The following is a 23,599-nucleotide window of genomic DNA, read 5'->3' on the forward strand; positions in this document are numbered from 1 at the left end:
CGTGCCTCACGCAAACAGGCCCCGCGCCGGAACTTCCGCAAGGATGTTCCGGCGTCTTTCATTTCCACGGTGAAGCGTTGAATTTCGGTCGCGATAAAAAACGAGCGCGCTTGGCGCTCAACTGATGCGATCCGCCACCGCCGCGATGGTCCGACGCCATACATCGCGCTGGCTCGCGAGATAGTCGACGGCATCCGCCCCCGTGAGACCCAGTGGATCTGCGCCATCCTGCGTAAGACGTTGCCGCAGCGACGCATCGCGCAGTACTTTGGGCAGACGCATCGACAACGACGCGCGACGCGCTGTGTCCAGACTCGGTGCTGCCAGCACACCGTACCAGGCGTCCTGCAGCATCTGCGATATGCCGGCTTCTGCAAAGGTGGGGACCGCAGGCGCCAACGCACTGGGCGCCCGCCCGGTTACGGCCAGCGCGCGCACCCGCCCCTGCCGCATCAGCGGCAACGAGGCCTGCAAGGTGCTCACCAGCAACGCGACGTGCCCCCCTTGAAGATCGACCAGTGCGCGTGCGCTGCCTGGGTATGGGACATGGGTCATCGACACGCCCGCCTGATGGCACATCAGCTCGCCAACGAGGTGCGCGCTGGAATGAATGCCGAGCGATGCATAGGCGATGGTCCCGGGATGCCGGCGCGCTTCAGCGAGCCAATGCTGCAGCGCCCGGCGTGCATCGCCAGCGCCCCAGTGCGCGCCATCGCCTGCCATCAGCAATACGTGCGGCGTGCTGGCCACGATGGCGAGTGGGTGCAACGCGCGCGCAGGCGATTCAAGTGAGCTGGCAAGCAGCGGCCCGATGCTGACCGAGCCCACGGTGCCGAACAGCAGCGTGGGCCGCGCAGCGGGCGCGCGCGCTGCCTCGTGCAGGGCAATCTGGCCTGCCGCGCCAGGCCGGTTATCGACGATCGTTGGCGCGCCATCGTTGCTGAGGCTTTCGGCCACGGTACGTGCCACGTGATCGGCGCCGCCGCCGGAGGCATAGCCCACCAGCAAACGCAGTGGTTCGGCGGCAGCAAACGAAAGACACGGACGCGCGAGCGGCAACATCAACAATGTCGCGACAGCGCGCCTGCGGGTGGAAACTGGCATGAAAGCGGGAACGGGTCGACAGGCTGCCGGCATGCTAGCACCGCGCGCCTGAAGACGCCGCCCGGACAAACCCGCCTGATAGCGCCTGCTCCCGCCACCCAAGCGCTACGTTGCGCGCAGCGATACCAACGCTTGCAGGCGCGGCGTCGCTGCGGCTCGGCTATCCCGCGCCCCCTAACGCGCAGACAGGCGTCATCGATCCACTACAGCTGCGGAGCGCGACATGCCGCGCCACTATTGTTAGCAGACGGATCCGTGCCGAAAACCGCCTGCGCGCCACATTGCGAGCCAAACATTCGCGCCTGATCATGGCCCACGCCCACCACCTCGAACGCGCGGTGGGCACTTGCCTGCCCGGGCTGCGCCAGATGACGCTCGTATCGCCAGTAACCGCGCGCACGTTGCAGGCGCGTGGGGCCTTCCGCCTCGGCGCCGCAAGCCTTGTCCAACACGCGATGATTCGGATCGTTGTCCTCGCTGCCTACCATGTATGTCACCTGGCGCTGCATGTAGCGCCGATAGAGCGCCATACCGTTCGCCCCCCTGGCATAGGCAACCATATCGTTCATGCCATAGCGATACTTGTCGTAGTCCGCGCATACCGCCGTGCTGTATGGCGCGAAGTTGCGATAGTCGGGCGCGACGGGCCGCTCGGGCGTGAAATACAGATACGACGACGGATTGGCCACCACGTAGCGCAGATCGATGCCGCTGGCGCGCACGTTCTCGTCGACGTTGTTGAGCACGGCGTAGCGGTGCACGATCTGCGCGCCGCCCGAATGACCAGCCACCGTCACCTTGACCACGTTCGGCAGGCGCTTCCTGTCCGTCACGTACGCCACAAGGTCGTCGAGCACCTGTAGCGAACTGACGCCAGCGCCCGGTCCGGACACCGCGTCTTCACCGCCGATCCAGCCCTGCACGCTCCACACTGGCATGTTGTCGAAATGCTTTGCCGCATCGGGCGTACCGGGAAAGTTCGGCGCTACGAGCAACACTTCGTCGGCATTGCGCCCGCTTTCCTTCAGCAACGCAGCGCCCGCGGCGTAGTAGTCGTCGCCGTTGCGCTGCAAGCCATGCTGGACGAACACCACCGCGCGCACACGGCTCAGGTCACCGTCGAGACGATGGTTGGCATAGACCGGGAAGTCGTATCCCGCGCCAGCGCCGAGGTGCACACGCTGCCATTGCGGCTTGCTTGCGGCGACGTCACTTGCTGGTGCTTGCGGCAAGCCGGCGCATCCGGCCAACGTGCTGAGGGCGGCGACCAATACGGCAAGGGGCAAGGCGCGGAATACGCGGCGCATGAAAAGTCTCCTGGGATGTCTGTTTTTTACCGCCGTTGCGCCCGTGCACGGAGGACATCGGGCTAAACGCCAATATTAATCACATGCCGTCCTTTCGTAAAATATATGCATGGCAGCAATCCCATATTTAATGAATATGTCCGTATGGAATTAAGACATCTGCGCTATTTCCTGACGGTGGCCAGCACAGGCTCGGTTACGCGCGCGGCCGAGCAGCTTGGCATCCAGCAGCCCCCGCTTTCCCAGCAGCTCAAGGCGCTGGAAGCCGAGCTGGGCGTGACGCTGTTCGAGCGTCTGCCGCGCGGCGTGGCGTTGACGCCGGCCGGCACGGCGTTGCATGCCGACGCCGTCGAGCTGTTCGCGCGCATCGACCAGATGCGTGCGCGCATGCAGCGCATGGCTCGCGGCGACGAAGGCTCGCTGGCGATCGGCTTCACCAGTTCCGCGGCCGCGCACCGGCTCACGCCCGAAGTGCTGCGCGCATCCCGTCGGCGATTTCCGCACGTTGCCTTGTCACTGACCGAATGCAACGCCGCCGAAGCCATCGAAAAGCTTGCCGACGGCACGCTCAACGCCGCGCTGCTGCGCGCGCCGGTACTGCATCCGGAAGGTGTGCGATTCGATCTGTTGCTCGAAGAAGAGATGGTGATCGCGCTGCCGCTCGATCACCCATTGCTGCGCCGTCGCGCCATGCGCGGCGAACATGCCGGCGCACCGGTATCGCTGGCGGCGCTGGCCAACGATCCATTCATACTGGTGCGCCGCCCCGGCGCGCCTGGCATGTATGGCGACCTGCTGCGCGAATGCGAGACGCTGGGCTTCACACCGCGCATCGGCGCCGAAGTGGGACGCATGCTGACCAACCTGAACCTCGTGGCCGCCGGCGCCGGGGTCAGCGTGGTGCCTGCATCGATGGCCGGGCTGAATCGCCATGGCGTGGCGTATTGCAGGATGGTGGAAGCCGATCGGCTGCGCGCGCCGCTGACGCTCGGCTATCGCGAAGGGCAAGCCGACGCCGCACTCGATTCGCTGGTCACGCTGACGCATCGCATTGCGGCGCGCCACCGCAAGAAAGCGGTCGATACATGAAACCCGCGACGCCGCTGCAGCGCGCACAAGAAACGCGACAGCGGCGCATCGGCCGGTAGACGCTGTGCTCAGTGCAGCAGTCCGATCTCCAACTTGCCAGCGGACGTGCCGATCAGCAGGCCGCTGTTATACAGGTATGACGCCGTCACCCCACCCGAGGCGCCGATCACGCCTGCCACCGGATTGTTGTAGGCAAGCGTGCCGGCCACCCCGTTACACACGATACTCGTCCCGTTCAGGTCCGCGTTGATCTGCGCCCCATCGGTGGCCTGCACGCGATACGCGCCGTCGGCCGTCCCCACTGCCAGGCCGGTCGTCGATTGCGGCGCATAGATGTTCATGCCGTACGCCGATGCCGAGCGCGTGAGGATCACGGGCACCGGCTTGCCGTTGACCATGCCGCTGATCAGCGATCCGCTCAACACGCCGTCGCCGGCCGCTATCGTTCCGCCAACGTAGTAGTCGAATGCGTTACGCGTGGCGTTCCACACGATATAGCCCTTGGTGGTGTTCGTACACGCGGCGTCGTACAGGATGAAGCCGCCGCCCGCACTGGCCGCGCACGTCTGCCACGTTGCCGCAGAAGAACGCAGGCGCGCGGATCCGGTTCGCACGCTCACCGATCCGTCCGCCACGGCGGTCTGGATGCCATTGACGTTATAGATATCGGCCACGGCCTTGTAGTCCGACGAGACGTTCTGGAACGCCACCAGCGGCAGGAAGCCGCTACCGGACAGCGGTCTCACTCCGCCGGCCAGCACGCCGCCGCCGGTCAGCGTGAATTGCGCGCCGTTCTCATCGCTGCCATAGGTGCAGCCGCCCTGCGATACAAGCTGTCCGCTCGCCACCGTGGCAGGCGCGCGCTGCAGGCTGGCGTCGATGGTCACGGTGTACTTGAGCGTGGCCGGATCGATGCGCACCGACAGCTCCTCGCCGCTCGTATTGCCGCCCTTCCAAGTGGTGGCGACCGACGGCATGTTCAGGCACGACTGCACGATGCCCGACGCCCCTTCGCAGGTGTAGTTCACCGCGGCATCCATGCTGCCGGTGCCCTTGTACTTTGGCCACGCAGGATACTGGCACAAGGGGCGTGTGCGGCCGTAGGTGCCGGCATTGGTATCCATCACCTCGCGCGTGCCGGGCGCCACGCCCTGCTCCACCCAGTTTTCCAGCGCGGTAAGCGAATTCCACGCGGGCAGGAAGCTGCCGGTGCCGTGACCCATGCCTGGCACCGTATAGAAACGGATACCCCGGTCCACCGCCGCCTGACCCACGCTCGCGACCACGGCCTTGTACCACGCAATGGTGGAATTCGGGCTGATCACTTCATCGGCCAGGCCGTGCAGCATGATCAGGCGGCCGCCGTTGTTCAGGAATGCGGAGATGTCGGAATTGGTGGCATCCGTCAGCGCGGATACCGTTTGCACGCGCGACGTCCAGCTACCGGGGCTGGCGGGGTCAAACGTCAGGGTGTCGAAGGTGGCGTTGCGCGTGACGAAGAACTTCACCCACTGGTCGCCCGTGACATACATGTTGGCGTCGGCGGTGGTGGCCGGATTACCGGGCACTGCGCGCGTGCCGAGGTCGCGCGTGGTGAATGGGCCAGCCACCAGTGCGCCTTCCAGCAGGTTGTATCCGCCCGCCACGGTCACGCCGTTGGCCAGCGCATAGTTCAGTTGCAGCGGCTGTTCGATCGTCTTGACCGTGTTGATCTGCGCATCGGACAGGCACGTGTCGCCCGTATCCGTACCATTGGCGCAGCGCAGGCTGGCAAGCACCTGCATCGCCCCCACGCGACACCCCTCGACGTTGCTGACGACCTTGTCGGCCGCGCCATCGAGCGTGTCGCACGCATCCATGGCTGCCTTCTGCACCAGCAGCGTCTTGTTGATATTGAGCCAGCCCGCGCCGCCATTCAGGTACAGCGCGCGGCCCACGGCGACGTTGGAAAGACGCGTGCCGGTGTAGTTGAGCGCGGGTTCGTTGGCAATCACGCCGGCGTAATCCTTCGGCCAGCGCTGCACGTAGCTGAGCGCATCGCGCCCGCCCGTCGACGTGCCAAGGAAATAGGCGTGCGAAGGCGCCTTGCCATAACGCTGCGAAATCAGCGCAATGGCTACGTCGTGGGTTTTCTTGAGCGTATCGCCGCCGTAGTTGGCGAGCGCTTCATCATTGGTGGCAAAGCGCCCATCGGTAATGCTGGCGCTCTGGTGCCCGGAATCGTCGCCCCAAGTCGCGTAACCGCGCGCCAGCGGTGCGGGGTCACCGGGCAAGGCAAAGCGCACGGTCTCTGTTCCGTCGATCAAGGTGCCGTCGAACCCGCCGCCGCCAAACTGGATGCCTTTGCCATTCCACTGCGTAGGCAAGTTCACGGCAAAGTTGATATTCGGCGCCGATCCGTCGACCGGCGCAATCGCGCCGCGCACCTGGCAGTATTCGCCAAGCGTATTGCCAGGGGCGTCCGCTGCGATCAGCGTTGCGGCGGTCACGGAGGCACCGCCCGATGCCAGCGCCAAGCTCGAGGCCGGCACCGCTGTGCCGTTCAGCGCAGTACACGCCTCGAGCGCGCTGAGGACCGGCGGCGCCCCGTCTCCGGGCGCGCCCGGCGGCGTCTGCCCCGCGCCACCGGTATTGCCCGCGCTGGCGGCGTCATCGCTGCCCCCGCAAGCCGCCATCAGCAGCGCCGCCGCGCCGGCCACGCCAAGCAGGCTGGCGCGTTGCCAGCCATTGAATTCGGATGTCATGTCTCGTCTCCTCCAATGCCTCCGGTACTTGTGCCGGATGGCTGGAGCGAGACGGTAGCACCAGCTTATCGGTCCGTAAAATATATGCCTGGCGATATATCCATATATGGAACATATGGATACGGCGCGGCGTTACGGCTGCGCGCCGAGGCATTCGCGCGTCGCCAAGCATTTCGATGGGCGCTAGCGCGGCAGCCCCGTGTAGTTTTCCGCCAGCGATACGCACGCGGCGTGCGAATGCACGAGATAGTCGAGCTCCGCCTGCTGAATGCGCTGCGCGAAAGCGTCGGCCTCGGGAAAACGATGCAGCAACGACGTCATCCACCATGAAAAGCGTTCCGCCGCCCAGACGCGATGCAGGCATTTCTGCGTGTACGCGTCGAGTTCATGCGCATCGTGATGCAGGTAGTGGGCGATCAGGCCATCGGCCAGATACAGCACGTCGCTGACCGCCAAATTCAGGCCCTTGGCGCCGGTGGGCGGCACGATGTGCGCGGCGTCGCCAGCCAGGAACAATCTGCCGAATCGCATTGGCTCGCAGACAAAACTGCGCAGCGGCGCGATGCTCTTTTCGATGCTGGGCCCGGTCACCAGCGACTGGGCAGCCTCGGGATCCAGGCGGCGCCGCAGTTCATCCCAGAAGCGGGCATCGGACCAGTCCGCTGCTTTTTCGGCGGAAGGCACCTGCACGTAATAGCGGCTCCGCGCGCGGGAACGCATGCTGCAGAGGGCAAAACCGCGCGCATGGCTTGCATAGATCAGTTCGTCTGCGACAGGCGGCGTCTCCGACAGAATGCCGAGCCAGCCAAACGGATACACGCGTTCGAATATGCGCTTTGCCCCATCCGGCACGCTGGCGCGGCTGACGCCGTGAAAGCCGTCGCATCCGGCGATGAAATCGCACACCACTTCGTGCGTGACGCCTTGCTTGCGATAGCGCACGCGCGGACGATCGCCATCGAAATCGTGCAATGAAACCGCGTCGGCTTCGTAGATCGTTTGCGCGCCCGCAGCCGCGCGCGCCTGCATCAGATCCCGCGTCACCTCGGTTTGCCCATAGACGGTGACGTCACGGCCAATCAGCGCATGAAAGTCGATGCGATGACGCACACCGCCGAACGACAGCTCGATGCCGTGGTGTACGAGCCCTTCCTCGCGCAGTCTGGCGTCCACCCCCGCGCGTCGCAGCGCGTCGACGGTGACGCATTCCAGAATGCCGGCGCGGATGCGGCTCAGCACATGTTCGGCGCTGTGCTGTTCGATCACGATATTGTCGATGCCGGCCACGGTCAGCAACTGGCCCAGCAACAATCCCGCCGGGCCGGCGCCGACGATCGCGACGCGCGTAGCTTGGTGGATCGGGGACCCATCGAGGGTCATGTCGCGTCTCCTGTTTTTCTTGTGATCGGGCCATCGGCCCAGCGGCGAACGCTGCGCCTTCAGCCGTGCGCGCGCGCTGCGTCGGCGAACACCTCCTCAGCCAGGTGGAACGCCGAATTGGCCGCCGGCACGCCGCAATAGATTGCCGTTTGCAGCAGCACTTCCTTGATCTCGTCGCGCGTGACGCCATTGTTGGCCGCCGCACGCAAATGCAGTTTCAGTTCTTCCGACCGATTCAGCGCCACCATCATCGCAATCGTAATCAGACTGCGGGTATGGCGCGGCAGCCCTTCGCGCGTCCAGATCTCGCCCCATGCATAGCGCGTGATCAGATTCTGGAATTCCTCGTTCAGCGGCGAGCGCTTCTGCAGTGAGCGGTCGACGTGCGCGCTGCCCAGGACTTCACGCCGCACCGACAACCCAGCGTCATAACGCGCGTGGTCGTCGGTGACCGGCAGACGGCCATAGACAAAATCAAGCAAGGCCGCGGTGAAACGTCCAGGCTGCTCGCGATTGGAGAGATGGGCGGCCTGCAGCACCACGCACGCTGCGCCGGGGATGGCGTCCGCCAGCGCCTTGCCTTCGGCCGCCGTCGTGGACGGGTCGTCGCTGCCGGCGATCACCAGCACCGGAATGCGGATGGTCTTCACCGCCTCGCGCAGATCGGCGTCGCGCAGCGCGCTGCATCCCAGCGCATAGCCGCGCGGGTCGAGTCCCTGCAGCACCGCGCGCAGATCGTCGAGCGATGCGCCAGCGTCGCGCCGGAATGTCTCCGTGAACCAGCGGCCCAGCGACGCTTCGACCAGTGGCCCCATGCCGTCGCGCATCACCCCATCGATACGCGCCGTCCACGATTCCGCAGTGCCGATCTTCGGCGCCGTATTGGCGACGATGACTTTCGAAAAGCGTTCGGGCGCGTTCACCGCCAGCCATTGGCCGATCAGTCCGCCAATCGACAAGCCGCAGAAAACCGCCTGATCGATGTGCAGCGCACCGAGGATGGCCAGCACGTCGCGCCCGAGCGTTTCGAGCGATGTTTCCGACGCACCGCAGGTGGAACGTCCGTGCCCGCGCATGTCGTGCCGCACCACGCGAAAACGTCCGACCAGCGCGTCGGCCTGCGGCTTCCACATCGTATGGTCGGTGCCCATCGAGTTCGAGAAAATGATGACGGGCGCGTCATCGGGTCCATCAACGGTATAGAACAGCCGTGCGCCAGCGTGATCGAGATAAGGCAAGGTGGTCTCCGGTCAGTCGTTTTTTCGTTCCGCACGCGCGGTGCCCCAGGCGGCCACCGCCGCATCGGCAAACGATGTGGCCTGGCCCGCGTAGCGCGCGGGATCGCTCAGTCTGTCGAGTGCGGCGTCGTCGAGCAAACCCGCATGTGACGGATCTTCGCGCAGTTGCTGTGCGAGCGCATCGCGCAATGTCAGGCCGTGTGCGATGGCGCGATGCGATGCCGCCTCCACGAGCCGGTGCGCAGGCATGCGGCCGATGCGCCGGCCCAGTTCGAGCATCGCGGCTTCGCCGAGAATCAGTCCGTGCGTGATGTCCAGATTCGCGCGCATGCGCGCCGCATCGACATGCAGGCCACCGATCACGTCGCCCATCTGACGCAACGCGCCGGCCGCCAGCGTGATGATCTGCGGCAGCGTATCCCATTCGGCCTGCCAGCCGCCCAGCGCGCGCTCATGTTCTTGTGGCATCGCCGCAAACATGGTGGCCACCAGTGGCGGCACGCGCACGGCAGCGCTTAGCACCGCCGCACATCCGACGGGATTGCGTTTGTGCGGCATCGTGCTGGATCCACCGCGGCCTTCGCCCGCAGGCTCGGCAGCTTCGGCGATTTCGGTCTGCATCAGCAGCGAGATATCGCGCGCCATTTTGCCCAGCGTGCCGGTCAGCATGCCGAGCGCCGCCGCCACTTCCACCAGGCGGTCGCGGTGTGCGTGCCACGGCAGCGCAGGAAGGTCGAGCTTCAGTGCGCGCGCGAAATGCGTTGCCACGGCCGGCGCATCGTCACCAAGGCTTGCCAGCGTCCCGGCCGCGCCGCCGAATTGCAAGGCGCGCGCTTGCTGGCGGGCGAGCTCGAGGCGGTGTAGGTCGCGGCACAGGGCGTCGAGCCAGCCGGCAGCCTTGGCGCCGAACGTGGTAGGCAGCGCGTGCTGCAGCCAGGTGCGCGCCACCATCGGCGTATTGCGATGCGCGCCCGCAAGCGCCGCGCATGCATCGCCAAGCTGCAAAAGATCGATGTCGATGGCATCCAGCGCATCGGCTGTCTGCAACACCAGCGCGGTATCGATGATGTCCTGGCTGGTGGCGCCCCAATGCACGTATCGCCCCGCTTCGGCATCGCGCGCGGTAACGGCGGCCGTCAACTGCTTGACGAACGGAATGGCAAGGTTGCCGGCCGCGACAGCGGCGTGCGACAGGGCGTCCAGGTCGATCACGGCAGGCGCGGCGCACACCTGGGCAATCACGCTCGCCGCGGCGTCGGGAATCACGCCGCACTGGGCCTCGGCATGCGCCAGCGCGGCCTCGACATCCAGCATGCGGCGCACGGTGCCGATATCGGAAAATATCTCCAGCACGGCCGGGCTGCCGAACATGGGATCCGTCAGTCGGGAAAATGTGGGCATGGCGTTGTCGGTTGGGGGCGGACCGCAAGGTATGCGCCGATTGTGATGCAGAACGCGGCACCGGTGTCGGCCGGCGCCGCACGCGCCAACACTGGTGCGCTAGATGTCGAAAAACACGGTCTCGGCCGCGCCCTGCAGCACGATGTCCCAACGATAGCGTTGCGGCCCGTCGGACCGCGCCACCAGTGTGCCGATACGCTCGGCCGGCACCAGCGACAGCACTGCGTCGGCGCTGTTGGCTTCGCCCTCGTCGGGAAAATACATGCGCGTGGCCACGTGCTTGACGAGGCCGCGCATAAACACCGAAACCATGATGTGCGGCGCCTGCGGACGACCGTCGATGCCGGGCACGGCGCCCGGCCTGACCGTGACAAAGCGGAAGGCGCCGTCGGCCTCGGTGGGAACGCGGCCAAAGCCGGTAAAGCCCGGCGCGAGCGGCACATCGCGCGCATCGTCGGGATGGCGGTAGCGGCCGGCAGGGTTGGCCTGCCAGATCTCAACCATGCCGTCGGGCACCGGTTCGCCGCGGCCATCGAGCACGCGGCCTTCGATCACGATGCGCTGCCCGGCCAGTTCGGGCGCGTCGGCGGTCAGGTCCGCGCAGTTCAGGCCGGACAGGCCGATATGCAGGTACGGACCGACGGTCTGCGATGCGGTGGCGTACAGCATGGCTTACTCCATTGGCGTGGCATCGCGGCCACGCAAGACGATATCGAACCGGTAACCGAGTGCGTACTCGGGCGAAGTGGTCTCCCAGTCGAAACCTGCAATCAGACGGTTGCGCGCCTTTTCGTCCGGCACGCACTGGAAGATCGGGTCATAGGCGAGCAGCGGATCGCCGGGGAAATACATCTGCGTCACCAGTCGCGTGGCATATGCATTGCCGAACAGCGAGAAATGAATGTGCTGCGGCCGCCAGGCATTGTGGTGGTTGCGCCAGGGGTATGCGCCGGGCTTGATCGTCTTGAACTGATAGTGACCGTTGGCATCGGTGATGGTGCGTCCCTCGCCCGAGAAATGCGGGTCGAGCGGCGCGTCATGCTGATCGCGGCGGTGCGTGTAGCGGCCTGCAGCATTGGCCTGCCAGATTTCGATCAGCGCGTTCGGCACGGGGCGGCCGTTTTCGTCGAGCACGCGGCCCGTGACGAGCATGCGTTCGCCGATGGGCTCGCCGCCGTTGCCGACGGTCAGGTCGTTATCGCCTGCGCGGACGAATTCGGGGCCGAAGGTCGGACCGGTCACTTCCGACAACGACTGCGGCAGCGCGATCAGCGGTTGCGTCGGCGCGCGCAGTTGCGTGGATGCATAGGGGTCGTAACGATAATCCGGCTGGGTGTTCCAGTACGGCCGGCGGTACGGCGCGGGGCGATCGGAGCGTGGGGGCATCGCTGTCTCCGGGGTGAGGTAGTGGAGTGACGCGACTGTATTGAAGTCAAGAAGTCATGTAAATTGAGTTTGTTTGCAATTTATATGAATTTTATTTATGCAAGCTGCGCTTTCCTCAGATGCTTTCCGCACCCGAATTCGTTTGCGACATCTGCATTGCTTTGTAGCCGTGGCGCAGACCCAGCATTTGGGGCGCGCGGGCGAGCAATTAGGTCTGACCCAGCCCGCCGTGTCGAAAACGCTAAGCGAGCTTGAGGAACTGGCGGGCGCGCGGCTGCTTGTACGTCAGCGCGCCGGCACCACGCTGACCGCCGCCGGCATGCGCTTCCTGCGCCACGCGCTGCGCATTGTCGGCGACATCGATGCGGCCGCGGACAGCCTTGTCGGCGCGCACGCGCGCACCCAGGAGCGCATTCGCGTCGGCGCCTTGCCTAGCATCGTGCCGGCGCTGCTGCTGGATGCAGTCACGCGGTTTCGCACACTTCATCCCGACGTGGGGCTGGCCGTGCAGAGCGGCATGAATCGGACGCTGATCGACTGGCTCAAGGCCGACTTGCTCGATGTGGTGATCGGCCGCATGGACGATCCCGCTGCCATGGAAGGACTGTGGTTCGAATCGCTGGCCGGTGAGCCGTTGGTGTTTGCCGTGCGCGCCGGCCATCCGCTGGCGGAACAGCCGCGCTTGGGCGTGGCCGACGTGCTGGCGTGGCCGCTGGTAGTACCGGCGGTCGGATCGATCCCGCGCCATAGCACCGAAAGCCTGCTGGCACGGCACGGCCTGACGCTGCCCGACGGCTGCCTTGAAACGGCCGATGCCTACCTGGGCCGGCTGGTGACCGCGCAAGGCGACGGCGTGTGGGCCGCGCCGATGTCCGCCACGCGGCGCGCCGTGGCGGCCGGGGAAATGACGCTGTTGGCCATCGACACCCAGGGCACCGAGGAACCGATCGGCCTGCTTCGGCGCAGCGATCGCGTACTGGAACCGGTGGCCGAAGCATTTGCCGAAACCATCCGGCAAATTGCAGCAGCTGTTTGAACAGCAATGCCTTTGCCTGTGCAGACGCACCAGACGTGCTACCGTTGCGCGCATCGGCACGGATCGCTGCGACGCATGCACCTGGACCAGGACACCAACCTCTTTTTTATCGGCTTCATGGGCGCCGGCAAGACGTCGGTGGGTCGGACCGTCGCACGCATGCTCGGCCGGCCGTTCTATGACACCGATCACGAAATCGAGGCGCGCTGCGGCGTGCGCATCGCCACCATTTTTGAACTGGAAGGCGAAGACGGTTTCCGGCGGCGTGAAACACGCATGGTCGACGAATTGACGCGTCGCAGCGGCATCGTGCTGGCCACCGGAGGCGGTGCGGTGCTGCGGCCCGAGAACCGCGAAATGCTGCGCTCGCGCGGCCATGTGATCTATCTGGACGCCACGCTGCCCGATCTATGGCGGCGCACCCGGCGCAACCGCAACCGTCCGCTGCTGCAGACCAGCAATCCGCGCGCGCGGCTGGAGGCGCTTTTCCGCGAACGCGATCCAATCTACCGTGAGATCGCCCACATCATCATGCCGGCCCACACCGGGAGCGTCGCGCAGGCGGCCGGCCACGTGCTCACAGCCTTGGGACTGACCGCCAGCGACACGGTGCCGCACGCCTGAACCGCACCCGACAGCGGTTTCAGAATCGTCTTACAGCGCCTTCGACTCGCCTATGGCACCCTGCTGGCATGGGTTTCGGCGTGGATCTTCACTCCATCGCCATGGTCGAAACCCCATTGTCGAAAGCCTTTCGGCGAGTCGCACCGCTTGCCATGCGTGGAAGAGTGACGCGTGGGCGGCTACCGCGGTTTGCAATGATTTTCGGGCAAGCGGGCAGCGCGTCTGCCCGCCTGCGCTACAGGAGTACCGAGCATGCGTTTGCAAGACAGGACGGCCCTTGTCACTGGGGGCGCTGGCGGGATCGGACAAGCAATTGCCCTGCGGCTGGCGCAAGAGGGCGCCGACGTCGTGATCGCGGTGCATCGCCACGATGCCAAGGCCGACGAGATCGCCGACGCAGTGCGCGCCGCCGGCCGCCGCGCCTTTGTCGTGGCCGCGGATATCGGCAACGTGGCGCAGGCTGCCGCTTTGATCGACGAGGGCTCTCGCCTGGCCGGCAGGCTCGACATCCTGGTCAACAACGCAGGCGTGGAAATCCGTGCTCCGTTCACGGAAGTCACCGAGACCGATTACGACCGCGTGCTCGACACCAATCTCAAAGGCCCGTTTTTCCTCACGCAGTTTTTTGTCAGGCATCTGCAGGCACGCAAATGCGGCGGCAAAATCATCAACATCAGTTCCGTCCATGAAGAACTGCCGTTCCCGCATTTCACCAGCTACTGCGCAAGCAAGGGCGGGCTTCGCATGATGATGCGCAACCTGGCCATCGAACTGGCGCCGCTTGGCATCACCGTCAACAACATCGCGCCCGGAGCCATCGAGACGCCGATCAATCGCAACCTGATGGCGGATCGCGCCCAACTCCAGGCGCTCATCGACGACATACCGCTCGCTCGTCTGGGACGCCCGGCCGAAGTGGCCGGCTTGGTGGCGTACCTGGCCAGCGCCGAGGCCGATTACATCACCGGCGCCACGCTGGTGATCGACGGCGGATTGCTGTGGAACTATGCCGAACAATGATGCGCCGCGCGGCAACGGCGTGCCGCACGCAGTCGTCCAGACCACCGAGGCCCAGGCGGATGCCACGCCGCACGCTGCGGCTCGCCGCGCCGATAGCACGCACGGGCCCATGCATTGCCACGCCCACGCGCCATCCGTCACGCATCTGCCCTGCCCGGCACCCGCCGCGCTGGCCGGCCATGACATACCAGACGCGCTGTCTCCAGCGGAACGCTACGCCGAACTCTTTGTCGCGGTGCAGGCCAGCGGCATGTTCCGCGACAGCAAAACGTTTCCGGACTGCATTCCGCTGTACGAACCCGATGCCATCCTCGCGCGCTATCGCGCAGAGCGCGAGGCGCCGGATTTCTCGCTCGAGGGCTTCGTGTGCGCCCATTTCGCCCGAGAAACCATCCCGGACGACAACTATGTATCGAATCCTGACAATTCGCTGCGCGAGCATATCGATGGCCTGTGGCCGGTGCTGACGCGCGAGCCCACGGAACATCCGCCGCAATGCTCGTTGCTGCCACTGCCGCAACCGTATGTGGTGCCGGGCGGGCGCTTCCGCGAGCTGTACTACTGGGATTCGTATTTCACGATGCTGGGCCTGTCGGCCAGCGGGCGGTGCGACCTGATGCGTGCGATGGCCGATAACTTCGCCTATCTGCTCGATACCTACGGCCATGTGCCGAACGGCACGCGATCGTACTACCTGAGCCGCTCGCAGCCGCCCGTTTTCACGCTGATGGTGGACCTGTTCGAAAACCACGGCGTCGACACGGCCCTGCGCTACCTGCCGCAATTGCGCAAGGAGTACGACTTCTGGATGGATGGCAGCGCACACCTGCAACCGGGCAGCGCCTGGCGGCGCACGGTGTGCCTGCCGGGCGGCGCCCTGCTGAACCGCTATTGGGATGACCGCGCCCATCCGCGCGAGGAGGCGTATCTGGAAGACGTGGAGACGGCACGCCGCAGCGGGCGACCCGCCCACCTGGTGTACCGCGATTTGCGCGCGGCGGCGGAGTCGGGCTGGGATTTCAGTTCGCGCTGGTGCGAACCCGAATTCGTGCAGGACCACGTCGAGTGCGACCTGGCATCGATCCGCACCACGGCGATCCTACCCGTCGATCTCAACGCTCTGCTGTGGCACGCTGAATGCCGGCTGGCCGCATTATCCGACCGGGCGGGCAACCACGCCGACGCAGGGCGATATCGCGAGGCGGCGGAGCGTCGCCGCGTGGCGATCGACGCGCTCATGTGGGACGAAACGACCGGCGCCTTTTTCGATTTCGACTGGCATCGCGGCGCGCGGCGCTCGCAACTGTGCGCCGCCACGCTGATGCCGCTGTTTGTCGGGCTGGCTAGCCCGCAGCAGGCAAGTGGCGTCGCGTCGATCACCGCGGCGCAGCTGATCGAGGACGGGGGGCTCGCCACGACCCGGATCGATTCCGGCCAACAATGGGACCGTCCAAACGGCTGGGCACCACTGCAGTGGATCGGCATAGTGGGGCTGCGCCATTACGGATTTGCGGATCTTGCCGACGACATTGCCCACCGATGGCTGAATACGGTGGCCAGCCTCTATACGCACGAATACAAGCTGGTGGAAAAGTATCGATTACTGCCCAGACAGGACGGGGCGAAGGGCGGCAGCGGCGGGGAATATCCGCTACAGGACGGCTTTGGATGGACCAACGGCGTGGTGAGCGCGCTACTGTCGCAATTTCCGGAACATGCCATGGCACGGGCCGCCGCCGCGCGGTCCGGCGCCGCAGATTAGCGCGAAAGAGCACGCGACTACGCCGCGACAAGGCGTGGCGGATCATTCTCGCCGGCTCTTTCGAATTGTGTTCCCTTGTTCAGAACCGTGAAGCGAGCGGTCCGGGTTTTGCCCCGAAGGCGCCCTTTCGCAATAACTCATGTGAGTTATTGGCGCCGCAAGCGCACGACTGCTAACTTACCGCAGGGTCAATCGACACGACCCGAAACGACTTGGCAACTCTTACTACCCCGACGATCCCGCGCGTCGGGGTATTTCTTTGCGCGCCCACATCGGCGCCTTCCCACAGCCTGCACAGTTGTTGTCCAGCATCAATGTGGCCGTCACAGGTGGACACAAATTTCGGGCCCTTCCAGGTGCATGATCATGGCTTGTCCATCACATCCAAAGGATGACCATCATGCAGAAACCATCAAGACCTCCCAAAGACGCCAAGCCGATTGACAGCGACGCCGGCAGCACAGCCGATCCCGCCGCAACCCCCACTGTGGACGGGCAAACGTCCAGGCCCGACAAGCCCTCGGGGACCAAATGCAGGATGACGTTTGCGGCGTTCCTTCGCTCGATTCCGCCAGGCGACGCGTTCGACGACGCAGATTTCGCGCGTATCCAGTGACGGGGCACGGTTCATGTATCTCGTCGATACCAACGTCATCAGCGAATACCGAAAGGGACGACGCGCCAATCGAGGCGTCGTCGCCTTCTTCGAAGACGCCGAAGCAGAAGACCAGCCGATCTATCTTTCCGTCGTCACCATGGGCGAACTGCGTCGGGGCGTCGAACTGAAACGTTTCCGCGGCGATCAGCAGCAATGCGAAGTGCTGGATGAATGGCTGCTTGGCCTGCAGCGCCGCTACTTTGACCGCGTCCTTGGCATCGACGCGCGCATCGTCGACCTGTGGGGCCATCTAAGCGTGCCCGATCCGCATAACACGCTCGACACGCTGATTGCCGCCACAGCGTTGATCCACCGATTGACCGTCGTGACGCGCAATGTGCGCGATTTCCGGAACACCGGCGTGCGCATCCTCAATCCGTTCGACGACCATTCCTCTCACTCAAGCCCCGGGTTATGCCGACCCTGCAATGCCCACCGTGGTTTGTCCGGCCTCCCTATCCAGATGTCGGGCCATGCGTCCCACCTGGGACAAAACCCGCAGTGCCACGCAGGCACGCGGCTACACTAACGGCTTTACGCACTTCGTCGATCCTTCGCCGTGTCCGATTCCAACCTATCAGCCACGCCGGCTCCATTCCTGACCGATTTCCGCGCCACGCCCACCCCTGCCCACGACAATCCGCGCCCGGATCGCCTGGTCAGAGGCAACCCGAACCGGACCACCTGGACGCACTACAGCGCCGCGCAAGGCGATTTCGACTGCGGCATCTGGACATGCGAGCCGGGAGCCTGGCGCATTGCGTTTCCGGCTGGCAAGGAAGAATTTTTCCACGTGATCAGCGGGCGCCTGCGCATTACCAGCCACGCAGGCGACGCGCGCGAGTTCGGCCCCGGGGACGCCTGCGTCATCCCCGCCGGCTTCGAGGGCGTGTTCGAGGTTCTGGAACCGGTACGCAAGCACTTCGTCGTGATCGACCGCAACGCGGGCTGATAGGTCCGCAGGAGATTTTTCATGATCCGCCGTCCCGTCCTCGCCACTGTCGCATCCAGCGCAGCACTTGCCGTGACCCTTGCCGCCGTGTCGGCTGGATTTTCCCCCGCAGGCGCCGCGCAAGCTGCCGGCCCGAGTTTCGATTGCAAGAATGCGCACGAAGACATCGAGCAAATGGTCTGCAAGGACGACACGCTGGCCCAGTTGGATCGCGAGACCACGCGCCTCTACGGACTGGCGCTCGATTCGCGGTCCTTGCCAACGGCGCAGAAGAAGATGCTGCTGGCCGGCCAGCGCGGTTGGCTGCGCGGCCGCAACGACTGCGCAAAGGCCGACGACGCGCGCCTGTGCACCGCAAACAGTTACCTTGAGCGCATCTACGAACTACGTCACACCTATGCGGGGGCACGCACGCAGGACAACAAGGGCATCAGCCGCGGCCCATTCAATATTCGTTGCCCCGGCGAGGCAGTGATCGCCGGCACCTTTGTACAGACGGATCCCGGCTACGCTTACCTGCGCTGGCTTGACCAGCGCCTGGTACTGCGACAAACGCCCGCGGCGTCGGGCGCGCGCTACGCCGCCACCGTGAACGACAGCGAAGCGCTGTTCTGGGACAAGGGCCCCGACGCCCAGGTTACGTTACCGGGCAAGGCCGAGGCCAGTTGCCGCGTGGAAGTGACATCCTACTGATCGACGCGGGACAGCGCATACGGGCGCGTCAGATGCGGGGCGGTCCGAATCCATCTCAATCGCCGACCTTCGATCGCTGGTCTTCACTGGTCGGCCTTCACTGACTGGTCTTCACTGGCCGGCCTTCAGTCGTCGCCCCAGGCGCGTAGCGTATCCACCGCTGTCGTATCGCTCTCGCACGCCGCCCTGCCGATCTCACGTGCCCAGTATCGGTCCGATCCGTCCGCCACGCGCCACGCGTGCAGGCGGCGCGTATAGCGCTGTAACTCGTATTCCTCGGTAACACCGATCGCGCCGTGCACCGCGTGGGCGATCGACGTGACAGGCACGACCGCATCGCTCGCATTGAACTTGCCGATCGCCGCCTGCATGCGATCGGGCATCGCTCCGGCCGCCGAACATGCGATCTGCGCTGCCATGCGCGCAGCGGCGACGTACTCGGCCATCACGCTGATCTGATGCTGGATCGCCTGAAACTTGCCAATGCTGCGTCCAAATTGCGTGCGATCGTTGGCGTACTGCAGTGTCAGGTCGAACACGCGGGCCATCGCACCCGCCATTTGGGCCGCATGCATTGCGGCGCCAATCGTGCGCAGCGTACCGGGCGGCAGCGGGAACGCCTGGGCTGCCGAGCGCGCCAGCGAAACCGTCAGATCGCCGTGTACGCCGGTGCGCCGGACGTCCACCGTGTCGCGATGTGCCAGCGCAGCCCCACCGCCCTGCTGTACCAGAAACCATGTGGCCGCAGCGCCGTCCGCCGCATGCGTGCGCGACAGCCCATCGAAGCTGGCCAGCGCTATCGGCGTCTCGGGCACAGGCACGCCAGCCGCGTCGAGCAGCGCCCTCGCGAACATCGTCTGCGCCAGTGGCACGGGCAACGCGTGGTATCCCATCGCCATCAGCATCGGCAGCACATCGCGCAACGACAATCCCGCCTCAGGACGCAAGCTATCCGCAAAGCCGCTTTGCTGCAGCGGCTCCCACAACGCCGCCGCATCGCCGCCGGCCTCGATAGCCCGCGCGATCGGGGGCGTGCAGCGATCGCGCAGCACGGCTTCCAGCGCATCCGAGTAGACGTTGTCCATTGCGTTCTCCTGTTACTTCGCTTGATCGCTTGATCCTTCAACCGCTTCATGCAGGGCGGCTCGGCTGGCTCCGATAACGGCGCCAGCAGCCCACGCTGCCCCGCTTCGCTTAACGCAGGCCCAGTCCGCGCGCAATCATGCCGCGCAGGATCTCGCGAGTGCCGCCGCGCAGCGAATACGTTGGGGATATCTGGCTGACATACGCGGCGGTGCGGTAAAGCTCCGCATCCGCGGCCAGTTCCGCGTCATCGCCAAGCGCCGCTTCCGCCAGAGCGCCGATCGACTGCTCTAGGGTGGTGCCAAGGTCCTTGACCAGCGCAGCTTCCACCAGCGGACTTTCACCCGCAGCAAGGCGGGCGGTGACGGCCAGCGACATCGCGCGCAGCGCCGCCAGCCTGCCCATGATCTGGCCGATGGTCACGGTATCGCGCTGCACGCCCGGAAGACGACGCAGTGCGGCGATCCACGCGTCCAGCAGCACCACGCTGGAATACAGCCGCTCGGGTCCGCTACGCTCGAAAGCCAATTCGGCGTTGACCTGTTCCCAGCCTGCGCCCTCCTGTCCCACCAGCGAGTCGGCGGGAAGGTGCACATCGTCGAACGCCACCTCCGAGAAATGCGCGTCGCCGGCCAGATCGCGAATTGGCCGTACCGTCACGCCCGGCGCGGACAGATCGACGATCATTTGCGACAGTCCTTTTTGCCGGTCTCCCGTCTCGCCCGAGGTGCGGACCAGCGCCAGCATGTAGTGGCAGCGATCGGCATTGGTCGTCCAGATCTTGCGTCCGTTCAGGCGCCAGCCGCCATCGGGCAGCGGCGCGGCACGCGTCACCACGCTGGCAAGGTCCGATCCGGAATTGGGCTCGCTCATGCCGATGCAGAAGAACGCTTCGCCGCGACAGATGCGCGGCAGATAGCGCTCGCGTTGCGCGTCGCTGCCATAGCGCAGGATCAACGGCCCGCTCTGCCGGTCCGCTATCCAGTGGGCGGACACCGGCGCGCCGCACGCCAGCAACTCCTCCACCAGCACGAAACGCGAGAACGCATCGAGCCCCGCGCCCCCATACTGCGCGGGCAGCGTGATACCAACCCATCCTCGGCGCGCCAGCGCGCGGCTGAAGTCGGCGTCGAATCCCATCCAGGAACGCGCCCGCACATCGGCGGGCACCTCTGGCAGATGCTCCTTTAGAAACGCCTTGACGTCCTGCCGGAACGCAGCGGCTTGCGGCGGCAGTGCCGTCAGCGCAAAGGTGGCAAACAGAGCATGCAATGTCGATCTCCCGTTTGAAACCGCTCAATCCAGCGTCACGCCGGTTTCCTTGACCACCTTCTGCCAACGGTCGATTTCTTCCGATACGTACTTGCCATACGCTTCGGGGCTGGATGGACGCGGCTCCGCACCCTGCGCCGCGAGGCTGGCGCGCACATCGGCCGATGCCAGCGCCTTGAGCGCCGCCGCATTGAGCCTGCGAACGATGTCCGGCGATGTTCTGGCCGGCACCATCATGCCCTGCCATGCGCCCACATCGAACCCGCGCAGCCCCGATTCGGCCAGCGTCGGTACATCGGGCAACTGTGAGCTACGAGTACTGCTGGTGACGGCCAGCGCCTTCATGCGTTTGTCGCGGATGAACGGCAACGATGAATTGATGGTGTCGGTCATGAACTGCACCTGGCCGCTGGCCAGATCGGTCAACGCCGGCGCACTGCCCTTGTACGGCGCATGCACGGCTTCCAACCCATTGGCCTGCAGGAACAGGAATGCCGCCAGGTGCGTGACATTGCCGTTGCCGGCCGATCCGTATGTCATCTTGCCGGGATTGGCCTTGAGCCACGCCACGAATTCCGGAACGGTGTTCGCGGACACCTGCGCGTTGACTTCCAGGACCAGCGGCACGTTGGCCGTCATGGCCACGGGCAGCAGATCGCGCTTCACGTCGTAGGGCAACTTCCGATAGAGCGCCGGACTCAGCGCGATCGACGACGTGTTGTACAGCACCGTATAGCCGTCCGGCGGCGCCTTGGCGACGATCTCATTGCCGATATTGCCGTTGGCGCCCGGGCGGTTGTCCACCAGCACCTGCTGTCCAAGATCTTCGGACATCTTGCGCGCAATCACGCGCGATACGAGGTCGGTCGGGCCACCGGGCGGGAATGGCACCACCAGCCGGATCGGCCGATCCGGGTATGTCGCAGCCAGCGCCGCGCCCGGCAACGCCGATGCCGCCGCCGCTACGGCGCAGCCCGCCAGCGCCAGCACGCATCGCCGGCGCATTGGATGGTTGGGGTGATGCCTGGCATTTTTGCTCTGTACTGGCATATCTGTCTCCTCCGGTAGTTGCGTGATATCGCCGCCGCGCCACGTCAGCGCCCCGCCAGCAGGCGGCGCGCCGTGTAGGTCATCACCAGTTCCTGGCGCTGGTTGAACACCTCGATCGACGAATCGACCACCGCGCGGCCGCTTTTCGACGTTGGCCGGATGCCGGTGACGGTAATGCGCGCGTGAATGGTGTCTCCCACCACTACCGGTCCGTGGATCTTTTGCGTCAGCTCCAGCATCGCCAGGCCCGTGCCCTGGATCATCGTCTGCAGGATGAAGCCCTCGATCAGCGCGTAAGTGAGCGCCGCTGGCACCGGTCGCCCCTTGATCGCACCGGCTTCATAGCCCTCTTCGATAAAGATGGCCTCGAGCATGCCCGTGACGGAGATGAAGTTGACCAGGTCGGTTTCGGTGACCGTGCGGCGGAAGGTCTCGAAGACCTGTCCTTGTTCGATGTCCTGCCAATAAAAGCCTTGTCCCAGGCGTTGCGGCTGTGCGGTCATGGATGTCTCCTCGATGCGTGAATGAAATGAAAGTGCGCGGGACCATCGGACAATCGGCACGCGGCGGCGATCCACCGATGGCAGGCGGTGGCCGTGTCAGCGATCCAGCGCATCGATATCCGCATCGCTCATGCCGACGGCGCCCAGAACTTCTCGCGTGTGTTCCCCCAGCCGCGGCGGCACGCCAGCGTGCGCGCGCTCGCCGTCGAAGCGCACCGGGGCGCCGGCAAAGCGCAGCGTGCCCATCGCCGCGTCATCCACGCGATCGAAAAATCCGGTGGCAAGCAGATGGGGATCGTTGACCAGATCGTCGAGGTCGTTGACGCGCGCCACCGGAATCTGCAGCGTTTCGCACAGCGCCAGCCACGCATCGGTGCTGCGCGTGCGCACGATGTCGCCGGTGATCTCGTAGAGCGTCTCGATATGGCGCGTGCGTGCGCCGATATTGGCAAAACGTGCGTCGGAAGCCAGATCGTCGCGCCCGGCAGCGGTGAAGAAGTCGCGCCAATGCGCGTCGGTGTACGGCATCATGCAGACGTAGCCGTCGGCGCTCTGGTAGGGACGACGCAGCGGCGCGAGCACGCGCGGATAGCCCGCGGCGCTGCGCGGCGGATCGAAATGCCGGCCGTACAGATGCTCCACCATGTTGAAGGCGACCATCGATTCGAACATCGGTACTTCCACCATGCCACCCTTGCCGCCCTGCCGTTCGCGGCCTGCAAGTGCGGCGGAAATCGACAGCGCGGCGATCAGGCCGCTGGTCTTGTCGGCGGCGATGGTTGGGAAATAGCGCACGGTGCCGGTCTGCGCCGCCATCAATGCCGCATTGCCGCTCAATCCCTGAATGATGTCGTCGTAGGCCGGACGGCCTCCATACGGGCCGTCTTCGGCAAAACCTAGAAGGCTCACGTAGACCAGGCGTGGGTGACGTGCCATCACGCTTGCCGGATCCAGGTCCAGCCTGGCCAGCTTCTGCGGGCGCATGCTGTGCAGCAGCACATCGGCGGTGGCCAGCAGGCGATGCAGCGCGGTCTGGGCGGCCGGCTGCTTCAGGTTCAGCACCACGCTCTTCTTGCTGCGGTTCACGCCAAGAAAAATTGCCGACATACCGTCCTCAGTAGCCGGGCCGGTGCGGCGCGTCGAATCGCCCTCCGGGGTTTCCACCTTGATGACTTCCGCCCCCAGATCGGCCAGCCATTGACTGGCATAGGGGCCCATCACGACCGTCGAAAGATCGACGACCCGGATACCTGACAAGGGCAGCATAGGCGGTGTCTCCTACTGTTTTAGTGATTCT

General features: G+C 65.3%; 21 protein-coding genes. 8 read left to right on the forward strand and 13 right to left on the reverse strand.

Annotated features, from left to right (window positions below):
• Window positions 1-117 precede the first annotated feature (117 nt).
• Both AC1RKI_RS20590 and AC1RKI_RS20595 read right to left on the reverse strand, forming a co-directional pair.
• Window positions 118-1,062 carry a tripartite tricarboxylate transporter substrate binding protein gene (locus AC1RKI_RS20590; protein WP_061957282.1) on the reverse strand — a complete coding sequence of 315 codons (945 nt, stop codon included), beginning with the start codon at window positions 1,060-1,062 and terminating at the stop codon, window positions 118-120.
• Between the two features lie 245 nt (window positions 1,063-1,307).
• A complete protein-coding gene (locus AC1RKI_RS20595) occupies window positions 1,308-2,411 on the reverse strand; it encodes an alpha/beta fold hydrolase (RefSeq protein ID WP_492796881.1) in 1,104 nt (367 codons plus the stop codon).
• A gap of 144 nt (window positions 2,412-2,555) precedes the next feature.
• Between AC1RKI_RS20595 and AC1RKI_RS20600 the strand changes: the two genes are divergently transcribed.
• Window positions 2,556-3,500 (forward strand): LysR family transcriptional regulator, encoded by a 945-nt coding sequence (locus AC1RKI_RS20600; RefSeq protein WP_492796880.1) that lies wholly within the window; start codon window positions 2,556-2,558, stop codon window positions 3,498-3,500.
• Window positions 3,501-3,568: 68 nt separating this feature from the next.
• On the opposite strand, the gene AC1RKI_RS20605 is transcribed toward AC1RKI_RS20600, so the two are convergent.
• The 6 genes from AC1RKI_RS20605 to pcaH form a co-directional block, all read right to left on the reverse strand.
• Entirely contained in the window at window positions 3,569-6,244 is a 2,676-nt protein-coding gene (locus AC1RKI_RS20605) for a tannase/feruloyl esterase family alpha/beta hydrolase (protein WP_492796878.1), read from the reverse strand.
• Window positions 6,245-6,427: 183 nt separating this feature from the next.
• A complete protein-coding gene (gene pobA / locus AC1RKI_RS20610; RefSeq protein ID WP_490713769.1) occupies window positions 6,428-7,624 on the reverse strand; it encodes a 4-hydroxybenzoate 3-monooxygenase in 1,197 nt (398 codons plus the stop codon).
• A gap of 59 nt (window positions 7,625-7,683) precedes the next feature.
• Window positions 7,684-8,862 carry a bifunctional 3-oxoadipate enol-lactonase/4-carboxymuconolactone decarboxylase PcaDC gene (gene pcaDC, locus AC1RKI_RS20615; RefSeq protein WP_492796877.1) on the reverse strand — a complete coding sequence of 393 codons (1,179 nt, stop codon included), beginning with the start codon at window positions 8,860-8,862 and terminating at the stop codon, window positions 7,684-7,686.
• Window positions 8,863-8,874: 12 nt separating this feature from the next.
• Entirely contained in the window at window positions 8,875-10,263 is a 1,389-nt protein-coding gene (locus tag AC1RKI_RS20620; protein WP_492796875.1) for a 3-carboxy-cis,cis-muconate cycloisomerase, read from the reverse strand.
• Window positions 10,264-10,362: 99 nt separating this feature from the next.
• On the reverse strand, window positions 10,363-10,932 hold the full coding sequence (gene pcaG, locus AC1RKI_RS20625) for a protocatechuate 3,4-dioxygenase subunit alpha (RefSeq protein WP_492796873.1): 570 nt from the start codon (window positions 10,930-10,932) through the stop codon (window positions 10,363-10,365).
• A 3-nt stretch (window positions 10,933-10,935) separates the two neighbouring features.
• Window positions 10,936-11,649, reverse strand: a complete 714-nt coding sequence (pcaH, locus tag AC1RKI_RS20630) for a protocatechuate 3,4-dioxygenase subunit beta (RefSeq protein WP_061959967.1) — start codon at window positions 11,647-11,649, stop codon at window positions 10,936-10,938.
• Between the two features lie 97 nt (window positions 11,650-11,746).
• On the opposite strand from pcaH, the gene AC1RKI_RS20635 reads away from it, so the two are divergent.
• From AC1RKI_RS20635 to AC1RKI_RS20665, 7 genes are all read left to right on the forward strand, one after another.
• A complete protein-coding gene (locus tag AC1RKI_RS20635; RefSeq protein ID WP_341248452.1) occupies window positions 11,747-12,685 on the forward strand; it encodes a LysR substrate-binding domain-containing protein in 939 nt (312 codons plus the stop codon).
• 75 nt (window positions 12,686-12,760) lie between these two features.
• Window positions 12,761-13,309 carry a shikimate kinase gene (locus AC1RKI_RS20640; RefSeq protein ID WP_227461346.1) on the forward strand — a complete coding sequence of 183 codons (549 nt, stop codon included), beginning with the start codon at window positions 12,761-12,763 and terminating at the stop codon, window positions 13,307-13,309.
• A 252-nt stretch (window positions 13,310-13,561) separates the two neighbouring features.
• Window positions 13,562-14,329, forward strand: coding sequence for an SDR family NAD(P)-dependent oxidoreductase (locus AC1RKI_RS20645; protein ID WP_492796870.1), 768 nt, complete (start codon window positions 13,562-13,564; stop codon window positions 14,327-14,329).
• Window positions 14,316-16,091 carry an alpha,alpha-trehalase TreF gene (gene treF / locus AC1RKI_RS20650; RefSeq protein ID WP_492796868.1) on the forward strand — a complete coding sequence of 592 codons (1,776 nt, stop codon included), beginning with the start codon at window positions 14,316-14,318 and terminating at the stop codon, window positions 16,089-16,091. The genes AC1RKI_RS20645 and treF overlap by 14 nt, the downstream gene beginning before the upstream one ends.
• Window positions 16,092-16,720: 629 nt before the next feature.
• Entirely contained in the window at window positions 16,721-17,278 is a 558-nt protein-coding gene (locus tag AC1RKI_RS20655) for a type II toxin-antitoxin system VapC family toxin (RefSeq protein ID WP_492796866.1), read from the forward strand.
• Between the two features lie 30 nt (window positions 17,279-17,308).
• Complete coding sequence (locus AC1RKI_RS20660; protein ID WP_061959972.1) at window positions 17,309-17,701, forward strand: cupin domain-containing protein; 393 nt, start codon at window positions 17,309-17,311, stop codon at window positions 17,699-17,701.
• A gap of 21 nt (window positions 17,702-17,722) precedes the next feature.
• Complete coding sequence (locus AC1RKI_RS20665) at window positions 17,723-18,394, forward strand: MliC family protein (protein ID WP_150979943.1); 672 nt, start codon at window positions 17,723-17,725, stop codon at window positions 18,392-18,394.
• 125 nt (window positions 18,395-18,519) lie between these two features.
• Here the strand turns inward: AC1RKI_RS20665 and AC1RKI_RS20670 are convergent, their stop codons facing one another.
• The 5 genes from AC1RKI_RS20670 to AC1RKI_RS20690 all read right to left on the reverse strand — a co-directional run bounded on the left by AC1RKI_RS20670 (window position 18,520) and on the right by AC1RKI_RS20690 (window position 23,568).
• Window positions 18,520-19,479 (reverse strand): acyl-CoA dehydrogenase family protein, encoded by a 960-nt coding sequence (locus tag AC1RKI_RS20670; protein WP_492796864.1) that lies wholly within the window; start codon window positions 19,477-19,479, stop codon window positions 18,520-18,522.
• Between the two features lie 109 nt (window positions 19,480-19,588).
• Window positions 19,589-20,749, reverse strand: coding sequence for an acyl-CoA dehydrogenase family protein (locus AC1RKI_RS20675; protein WP_061959977.1), 1,161 nt, complete (start codon window positions 20,747-20,749; stop codon window positions 19,589-19,591).
• 24 nt (window positions 20,750-20,773) lie between these two features.
• Window positions 20,774-21,754, reverse strand: coding sequence for a tripartite tricarboxylate transporter substrate binding protein (locus AC1RKI_RS20680; protein ID WP_407648943.1), 981 nt, complete (start codon window positions 21,752-21,754; stop codon window positions 20,774-20,776).
• Window positions 21,755-21,843: 89 nt separating this feature from the next.
• Window positions 21,844-22,302: a MaoC family dehydratase gene (locus AC1RKI_RS20685; RefSeq protein WP_061959979.1), complete on the reverse strand. Its 459-nt coding sequence runs from the start codon at window positions 22,300-22,302 to the stop codon at window positions 21,844-21,846.
• A gap of 96 nt (window positions 22,303-22,398) precedes the next feature.
• On the reverse strand, window positions 22,399-23,568 hold the full coding sequence (locus AC1RKI_RS20690; protein WP_492796862.1) for a CaiB/BaiF CoA transferase family protein: 1,170 nt from the start codon (window positions 23,566-23,568) through the stop codon (window positions 22,399-22,401).
• Window positions 23,569-23,599 lie beyond the last annotated feature (31 nt).

Source organism: Cupriavidus sp. GW822-FHT06G04, from assembly GCF_058799075.1.

Coding starts and splice junctions, on each gene's coding strand:
- AC1RKI_RS20590 (WP_061957282.1), bottom strand. CDS start 1,062: ATGTTGCCGCTCGCGCGTCCGTGTCTTTCGTTTGCTGCCGCCGAACCA.
- AC1RKI_RS20595 (WP_492796881.1), bottom strand. CDS start 2,411: ATGCGCCGCGTATTCCGCGCCTTGCCCCTTGCCGTATTGGTCGCCGCC.
- AC1RKI_RS20600 (WP_492796880.1), top strand. CDS start 2,556: ATGGAATTAAGACATCTGCGCTATTTCCTGACGGTGGCCAGCACAGGC.
- AC1RKI_RS20605 (WP_492796878.1), bottom strand. CDS start 6,244: ATGACATCCGAATTCAATGGCTGGCAACGCGCCAGCCTGCTTGGCGTG.
- pobA (WP_490713769.1), bottom strand. CDS start 7,624: ATGACCCTCGATGGGTCCCCGATCCACCAAGCTACGCGCGTCGCGATC.
- AC1RKI_RS20620 (WP_492796875.1), bottom strand. CDS start 10,263: ATGCCCACATTTTCCCGACTGACGGATCCCATGTTCGGCAGCCCGGCC.
- pcaG (WP_492796873.1), bottom strand. CDS start 10,932: ATGCTGTACGCCACCGCATCGCAGACCGTCGGTCCGTACCTGCATATC.
- pcaH (WP_061959967.1), bottom strand. CDS start 11,649: ATGCCCCCACGCTCCGATCGCCCCGCGCCGTACCGCCGGCCGTACTGG.
- AC1RKI_RS20635 (WP_341248452.1), top strand. CDS start 11,747: ATGCAAGCTGCGCTTTCCTCAGATGCTTTCCGCACCCGAATTCGTTTG.
- AC1RKI_RS20640 (WP_227461346.1), top strand. CDS start 12,761: ATGCACCTGGACCAGGACACCAACCTCTTTTTTATCGGCTTCATGGGC.
- AC1RKI_RS20645 (WP_492796870.1), top strand. CDS start 13,562: ATGCGTTTGCAAGACAGGACGGCCCTTGTCACTGGGGGCGCTGGCGGG.
- treF (WP_492796868.1), top strand. CDS start 14,316: ATGCCGAACAATGATGCGCCGCGCGGCAACGGCGTGCCGCACGCAGTC.
- AC1RKI_RS20655 (WP_492796866.1), top strand. CDS start 16,721: ATGTATCTCGTCGATACCAACGTCATCAGCGAATACCGAAAGGGACGA.
- AC1RKI_RS20665 (WP_150979943.1), top strand. CDS start 17,723: ATGATCCGCCGTCCCGTCCTCGCCACTGTCGCATCCAGCGCAGCACTT.
- AC1RKI_RS20670 (WP_492796864.1), bottom strand. CDS start 19,479: ATGGACAACGTCTACTCGGATGCGCTGGAAGCCGTGCTGCGCGATCGC.
- AC1RKI_RS20680 (WP_407648943.1), bottom strand. CDS start 21,754: ATGCGCCGGCGATGCGTGCTGGCGCTGGCGGGCTGCGCCGTAGCGGCG.
- AC1RKI_RS20685 (WP_061959979.1), bottom strand. CDS start 22,302: ATGACCGCACAGCCGCAACGCCTGGGACAAGGCTTTTATTGGCAGGAC.
- AC1RKI_RS20690 (WP_492796862.1), bottom strand. CDS start 23,568: ATGCTGCCCTTGTCAGGTATCCGGGTCGTCGATCTTTCGACGGTCGTG.